A 7,495-nucleotide genomic window follows, 5' to 3' on the forward strand; every position below is an offset into this window, starting at 1 on the left:
CGCTCGAGGAAGGGATGAGGTGTGGGTGAGGGCGGGATGAGGGGGAGCGGCGGATCGTGGCAAAGGTTTGCCCGGGTGTTGCCAGGCGGCCTACGCTCGGTGCGGTTCTCCCGGCGACTCTCCTGCCCCGCTCACCCCAGGGATGCTCATGCTGCGACAGCCCGCGTTCGGACACCGCCTGAAGAAGTTGAGGATGGCCCGGGGCCTGTCCCAGACCGCGCTCGCGGGGGAGGGCATGTCGACCGGTTACCTCTCCCGGCTGGAGTCCGGTGCCCGTCAGCCCACCGAACGGGCCGTCAGCTACCTCGCGGGCCGACTCGGCCTGGAACCCTCCGACTTCGAGGAGCCCGCGACCGGATCGCTGGCCCACGCGCTCACCCTCGCCGCGTCCACCGGCTCCAGCGACGCCATCGAGGAGCTGCGCCAGGCCCTCGCCGCCGAGGCCCACGAGAGTCCCGTACTGCGCTGGCAGGCCCTGTGGCTGCTCGCGCAGGCCGACCGGTTGCAGGGCGACCACGCGGCCGAACGCGAACGGCTCGGGCAGCTCGTCGCGCTCGGCGACGAGGTCGGTGTCACCGAGCTGCGCGTGCGCGGGCTGACCCGGCTCGCCCGCTGCTTGCGTTCCCTCGGTGACATCACCCCGGCCCTCGACGCGGCCGTCGAGGCGCACCGGCTCGCGCTCGGCGAGGACCTGGGTGTGGAGGACCGGGCCACCGCCCTGCTGGCGCTGATCTCCGTACAGGCCGAGGCGGGTCGCATCGGCGAGGCCCGGGCGCACGCGGACGAGCTGACCGCGCTGGTCGAGGGACGGTCGGACGCGCTGTGGGCGGAAGCCATGTGGACGGCCGCCGCCGTCCGGATGAGGCAGGGCGACTACCCCGGCGCGCAGGCCTGCCTGGAGCAGGCGCTCGAACGCTTCAGCAGCCAGGAGGACCTGGTGCTCTGGCTCAGGCTCCGCCTGGCCGCCGCCCGGCTGCACCTGCAACGCCTGCCCGCCGACCCCGAACAGGCCCAGCGCCGGGCCGCCGAGGCGGAGGCCGCGCTCGCCTTCGTCGGCACGCCCGCGCTGCGCCAGGACCTCACCGCGCTCAAGGCCGATCTGGCCTTCGCCACCGCCCGCTACGACGATGCGCGCGCCCTCCTCGGCGAACTGGCCGGGGACGCGCCGAGGATGACGTACCGCGACCAGGTCCGACTGGAGATGCTCCGCCACCAGCTGCTGATCCTCGGCGGGGACCCGGCCGGCATCCAGGGCCTGCGCGCCCTGGCCCAACAGGCCCAGGAGGACGCCAACATCGACCTGGCCGCCGAGATCTGGCGCATGCTGGCCGACGCCCTGGCCGAGAGCAGTCGGTCCGCCTCCGCCTGAGCGGTGCCCCGTGACCTGCGGCGAACGGCTTGAGGGAGGTTCGAGTCGGGACGTGCACCCTGGAGGGCACCCGCAGAGGTGAAAGGGGCGTTCATGTCGTCGCAGCGTGTGCACGCGAGCGAGCAGACGGCGTGGGTGGCCGCCCCGGCCGGCGTGGTCTACGGACTGCTGGCCGATGCCGTGCGCTGGCCCCTCCTGCTGCCCTCCCCCGTCCACGTCGAGCGGATGGACTTCGACGGCGAACACGAACGGCTGCGGCTGTGGGACGTGGCCGGGGACCGGGTCCGCTCCTTCCACGTCCGTCGAGTGCTGCGCCCCCACGCCCGCGCGGTCGATTTCGAGCAGGAGGACACCGCCCGGCTGGGCGCGCCCGTGTCCGGTACCTGGACCGTCGAACCGGACGGCGACACCGGCTCGCTGGTGACCCTGAGCCAGCGCCGGACCCTGATCGGTCTGCCCGCCGCGGAGAGCGAGCGCAGCCAACGGGAGTGGCGGGCGGAACTGGACGCGCAGCTCGCCCACCTCAAGGAGACCGCCGAGCGCTGGGAGCGGATGGACGGGCTGTTGTTCTCCTTCGAGGACAGCGTGCACGTCCAGGGCTCCGCCGAGCTGGTCTACGACTTCCTCTACCGGATCGGGGACTGGAGCGAATCCGTCCCGCACGTGGAGTGGTCCAGCGTCATCGAGGACGTGCCGGGCGTACAGGTGGCGGTCGTGGACACCTGCGCCGCGCCGGGCGGACGGACGGTGTCCACGCGGGCGGTGCGGCTGTGCTTCCCCTCGGCCGGGCGGATCGTCTACAAGGAACTGGTCACCCCCGAACTGATCGCCGCGCACAGCGGCGAATGGTCCCTGGTGCCCGACGAGGACGGGCTCCGCGTGGTCTGCGCGCAGCAGGTGATGCTGAGCGAGGAGGCCGTCGGGCGGGTGCTGGGCGAGGGGACGAGCCTCGCCGAGGCCCGCAGGTACGTGCGCGGTTGGCTGGGGCGGGCGAGCGAAGAGGTGCTCGGACTGGCCAAGTGGCACGCGCAGAGCGCCGTGCGCAGGCTGCGGTGACGGATCGTGCGAGATGACCCATCGCCCGCGATGAGGGGCTGCCGCCGCCTTCCCGACCGCCTTTCGATGATTCCGAGATTCCGATGATCCCGATGATCCCGAGGGTCACGACCTCGTCGACGACAAGGAGCAGTTCGATGGCGCTCATCCGGTCCGGTCCCGTGCAGGAGCGTGCGGTCGTCCTCCCGGAAGTCGAGCCGGCCGGGCAGGTCGGGCAGGTCGGGCCGATCGTCGACCGGCCGCTGCGGGCGCGGCACTTCGCGCTCGCGCACCCCTACGCCGCGCTCGCGCCCACCGTGGACGTCGCGCTGCGGGCGGTACGGCTGGAGGCGCTGCTCTCCGACCCCTACGACGAGGCCAATCCCTACGGCTTCCACGCGCTGCGCGAGGGCACCGGCGGCCGGGTCGGCGGGGTGCAGCGCACCGCCGTCGAGGCCGCCGTGCGGGCCGAGTTCGTGCCGGCCGCGCGGGGCGGGCGCTTCACCGCCGCCGACGACCTCGTGCGCGTGCTGCGCCCGCTGCTGCGCCGGGACCTGGCGCTCGGCTACGCCCACGGCGCGCGGGCTCTGATCGACGCGGTGCAGCGGGAGGAGCCGGTGCCGGAGCGGGCGGGCGAGTTCGCCGCGCTGCTCGGTCCGGCGGCGCTGATCGCCACCACGGGTACGGTGCTGCGCGCGGCGGTACGGATGGTCTCCGAGCGGGGTCGGACCGAACCGACGGTCCGCCAGTGGCGGGGCCCGCTGGCCGCCGCCTTCGCCGATCTGCTGGCCTGCGAGGCCCTGGTGGCGGTGAGCCTGCGGGCCAGTGCGCTGCCGCAGGGGAGCGGGCGGGCCGTGCGGGCGGCCGTCGGCTACGCGACCGTGCTGGTGGTCGGCGGGGTGCTGGACGAGCTGGACCTCGTACTCGGTGAATGCGGGCGGCCGGCCGACTCCCTGGAGCGGCGGATGGTGGCCAAACTGGCGGCGGACGCGTCCCGGTCCGGGGCCGGACCGGCGGACGTCCGCGCCTACCAGACGGACCTGGTGCGGGAACTGCCCGCACTGGCCTGCGCCTTCGAACGGCGGTCGGACACCACAGGCGCCGTGCTCTTCCGGCTGGGCGAGGCCATGCCGGTCCGGAGCGTGCCCCCGGCGCCGGAGGGCGACGACACCCTCGTCGGCGTGCTGACCGGGGCCGCGGCCCGGCTCTCCACCGCCGTCGCGGGAGGCGAGGCGGTCACCGCGGCGCTGGCGCGGGTGGCGGGCCGGCTGGTGAGCGAGCAGCGCGCGCTGCACGGGCCGGGCCTGGCCGCCGCGCACGCGGGCCGCGCCGATCCGGCGGTACGGGCGCTGGCCGACCGGCAGGCCATGCTGCTGCTGGCGGCCGCCGTGCTGGGAGTGCAGGGGGCCGCCGCGGGGCGGGGCCTCTTCCTGGGCGGCGAACACTGGCCGCTGCTCGCGGCCACGCGGATCGCGGCCCGGCTCGGCATCGGTCCCGGCGGCCCGGGCGGGCCCGCGGACATCGAGGCGCAGCAGCGGGTGTGGGCGGAGTTGGACGGGCGCGACCGGCTCGGCGTCGACTGCGACCTCTACGCGACCCGGGTGCTGTGGTGAACGCGGCAGGTGCGGGGGCGGGGGCAGGGGCGGTGGAGGCGGAGTACGGGCCGGGGTTCGCGCCGCTGGCGGTCGCCGGGCCCGACGGGCCGTGGGACGAGCTCGGCGACCGGCTCGACGACGAGGGCCGGGCGGTCGTCTGCACCACCTGGGGCCAGTGGCTGACGGCCGCGCTGCTGGATCCGGCGCTGCGGCCGCTGCTGGGGCACGACTGGCCGCGCTACCGGCAGGGGCCGACCGCGGCGGGGCGGATGCGCTTCGCGGTGTCCCGGCTGGTCATGAAGTACACCGCCGCGAGTGCCCTGAACGTGCCCGTGGACACCCTCGACCTCGGGTACCGGCCCGGCGGTCGGCCCGTGCTGCGCGGGCTCGGTGGCGAACTGGAGGTGAGCCTGGCGCACACCGACGAGCTGATCGTGGTCGGGGTGAGCCGGACCGGGCCGATCGGGGTGGACGCGGAACCCGCGGCGCGGGACATCTCCTTCGAGCTGCTGCGCGAGCACGTGTGCACCCCGGCGGAGGACGCGGAGCTGGCCCTGCTGCCCGAAGAGGAGCGCAGGGCCCGGATGCTGCGGCTGTGGACGCTGAAGGAGGCGTACACGAAGGCGCTCGGGCACGGGATGCGGCGGAGCTTCGCGGGCTTCGGCTTCGCGATCGAGCCGATGGGGCCCGGGGTGCCCGGGGCGGGCGGTCGTGCGGCGCGGGCCGTGCTGGTCGACGTGTCGGGGGGTGCCGGGGGTGCTGGGGGCACCGGGGACGGGGACCCGCAGGAGCGGTGGACCTTCGCCACGCATCTGGTCCAGGGCCGCTATCTGGTCAGCGAGGCGCATCGGCGGGAGCGGGCGGGGGCGGTGCCCGTGGCGGCGCCGGCGGACTCCGGTTCGCGGCACGCTGCAGGGCCACTTGAGGAAAGGGTCCCCGAACCGACGGGCCTACTACGCTTTTTGGACCGGTAACCTCCGGCCGGGCCAAGGGAAGGCGTACGCCGTGAAGGCAAGGGGACTCGCCGCAGCGCAGCCCACGCACAGTCCGAGCCCGATGCCGATGCCGATGCCGATGCCGACTCCGATGTCGATGACGATTCCGATGTTGATGTCCGTGCCTACTGCCGTGGCCGTGCCGTGTCGCGTCCGGGTCGGGGGCCGTCGTGCCGGTCGGGTCGGATAGGCCGGGCTTCCTCCAGCTCCCGGTGGCGGCCGGGGGAAGGCCGGGACGGGGATGACCGGCGCATCGGGCCCGAGGAGCCCGGGGCCGGTCCTCGCCGTGGTGTGCGAGGCGGGGCGCCGTACGCCCGGTCGCGCGCTGGTCTTCGGCGTGCGCGGACTGCGCGACGACGCCGACGCCGAACTCTTCGCCGCACGGATCGCGGGGCGCCACCGGGAGTTCCAGGTCACGCTGGAGTGCCACGGGCCGGGGCGGCACACACTGCGACTGGTCCCCGGGGCGGGTGCGTCCGGGGACGCCGGGGGCGGGCCGGGTGCCGAGCTGCTCGCCGATCTGCTCGGCCCGCGTGCGGGGGCCGGCGAACCGGTCACGCTGGTCGGCCACCAGCGGGACCTGCTGCGGGAGGCGGTCACCCGGCACGGCGGCCCCGACCGGCACATCGAGCAGCTCCACTGGAACTGGTCCGGGCCCCTCGACCCGGCGCGCTTCGCCGCGGCCTGGCAGTCGGTGGCCGACCGGGAGGTGGTGCTGCGGGCCGCCTTCGACTGGACGGTGGTGGCCCGGCTCGTGCTGCACCCGCGCGCCGACGTCGACGTGGTCCACCGCGCGTACGGGGAGACCGGCTGGCCCGAACTGCTCGCGGCCGACCGGCTGCACGCCTTCGCCCTGGACCGGCCGCCACTGCTGCGGCTGACCCTGCTGCACGGGCGGCCCGCGGAGCCCGTACGGGTCCTGCTGACCTACCACCGGGCACTGCTCGACGAGCGCGGGGTGCACCTCCTGCTGCGCGAGTTCTACCGGGCCTACCTGGCCGGCGGGGTGCTGCCCGGCGGGGAGCGCCGCCCGGACCTGCGCGACCACGCCGACTGGCTGGCCCGGCAGCACAGCGAGGGTGCGCGCGAGCTGTGGACGCGGACCGGTCCCCCGCTCCATGCCGCGACCGCGGTGGGTCGGCGGGGTGCCGACACCCGGCAGAGCGGCTCGGGACGCCAGCGCAGGCGGCTGGTCGAGCCGTACAGCTCCGGACTGCGCTCCTGGGCCGCGGCCCGCGGGGCCGGGGAGAGCAGCGCGCTGCACGTGGTGTGGGCGCTGCTGCTGTACCGGGCGGCGGGGGCGGCGGGGCCGCTGCGGGTGAGCTTCGGCGTGCAGCTCGGGCCCCGGGACATCGCGCTGCCGGGGGCCGCGGGGATTCCGGGGGTGCTCGGGCATCCGCTGCCGATGACGGTGCGGGTGGACCCGGCGGCCCCGCTGGCCGAGCTGCTCCAGCAGGTGCGGGACGCGCTGCTCGACCTGGCGGCGTACCCGTGGGTGTCCGGGGACCGGATCCGGGCGTGGATCGGGCGCGGTGACGGCGAACGGCTGACCGACACCGTCGTGTCCTTCGACCACCGGCCCGAACTCCCGCCGGGCGTACGGGCCGAGCTGGAGGCGGCGGGGATCGAGGTGGACGAGCCGCGGACCGTGGCCGGTGGTAGCAGCCTGCCGATCACGCTCAACGCGCGGCACGAGCGGGGCGGGGGGCTGGCCCTCAGCGCGGTGTACGACCGGGCGAGCGTGGCCGACGAGGACGCGTCGGCGGCGCTCGGGCAGTGCCTGGGGCTGTTGCGGGCGCTGGCGCAGATGCCGGACGCGGGGACGACGGTGGGCCAGGCGTTGGCCCTGCTGGCGCACGTCGAGGTGCCGTCCGTGGCGCCGCATCCGCCGCTGCCCCGGCGGGTGACCGTACGCACGCTGCGGGTGGGCGGGGTCGGGGCGGACGTGATCTGCCTGGTGGCCGTGCCGGGGGTTGTGGCGGGGGCGTACGAGCTGTTCGCGCGGCGGCATCGGGGGCCGGAGACGGTGGTCGCGTTGTGGGCGCCGGGTGTGGGGGGTTCGGGGGGGTTGGGGGGTGTGGGTGTGGGTGTGGGTGTGGGTGTGGGTGTGGTGCCGTCCGTGTTGGACGGGGTGCTGGTTCCTGGGCGCCGGTTGTTCCTGTGCGGGTGTGGGCCGGGGGCGGGGGTGGCGCAGGCGTTGGCGGGGGCGTTGGTGGCGGGGCCGGTGGTTCCTTCGGTGACGGTGGTGATGACGGGGGTTGCGGGGGCGGAGGCTACGGCCGATGCGTTGGTGCGGGCGTTGGAGGGGGTTTCGGTGCCGGTGCGGTAGGGCTTCGCCGGTGGGGGTGGGGGTGGGGGTGCGGGTGTGGGTGCCGCGGGCGGCTGGTCCCTCCGGGGGGGGGGGGGGGCGGCGCCGGGCGGGGCGGGGGGGGCGGGGGGGGGGGGGGCGCGGGGGGGGGGGGCGGGGGGGTCAGGTGGGTCGGCGTGAGCCGCTAGGCGGC

5 protein-coding genes are annotated in these 7,495 nt (G+C 75.8%); all 5 read left to right on the plus strand.

From position 1 onward, the window contains the following. Positions 1-148 precede the first annotated feature (148 nt). The 5 genes from ACIBEA_RS41065 to ACIBEA_RS41085 all read left to right on the plus strand — a co-directional run bounded on the left by ACIBEA_RS41065 (position 149) and on the right by ACIBEA_RS41085 (position 7,323). Positions 149-1,369, plus strand: coding sequence for a helix-turn-helix domain-containing protein (locus ACIBEA_RS41065; protein WP_399269023.1), 1,221 nt, complete (start codon positions 149-151; stop codon positions 1,367-1,369). 93 nt (positions 1,370-1,462) lie between these two features. Further along, positions 1,463-2,425, plus strand: a complete 963-nt coding sequence (locus ACIBEA_RS41070) for an SRPBCC family protein (protein WP_399269025.1) — start codon at positions 1,463-1,465, stop codon at positions 2,423-2,425. Positions 2,426-2,562: 137 nt separating this feature from the next. Beyond that, positions 2,563-4,017: a hypothetical protein gene (locus ACIBEA_RS41075; RefSeq protein ID WP_399269027.1), complete on the plus strand. Its 1,455-nt coding sequence runs from the start codon at positions 2,563-2,565 to the stop codon at positions 4,015-4,017. Further along, a complete protein-coding gene (locus tag ACIBEA_RS41080; RefSeq protein WP_399269030.1) occupies positions 4,014-4,973 on the plus strand; it encodes a 4'-phosphopantetheinyl transferase family protein in 960 nt (319 codons plus the stop codon). Before ACIBEA_RS41075 ends, ACIBEA_RS41080 begins: the two co-directional genes overlap by 4 nt. A 262-nt stretch (positions 4,974-5,235) precedes the next feature. Then, entirely contained in the window at positions 5,236-7,323 is a 2,088-nt protein-coding gene (locus tag ACIBEA_RS41085; protein ID WP_399269032.1) for a condensation domain-containing protein, read from the plus strand. Positions 7,324-7,495 lie beyond the last annotated feature (172 nt).

Source organism: Streptomyces sp. NPDC051555 (assembly GCF_044454405.1).
GTDB lineage: Bacteria > Actinomycetota > Actinomycetes > Streptomycetales > Streptomycetaceae > Streptomyces.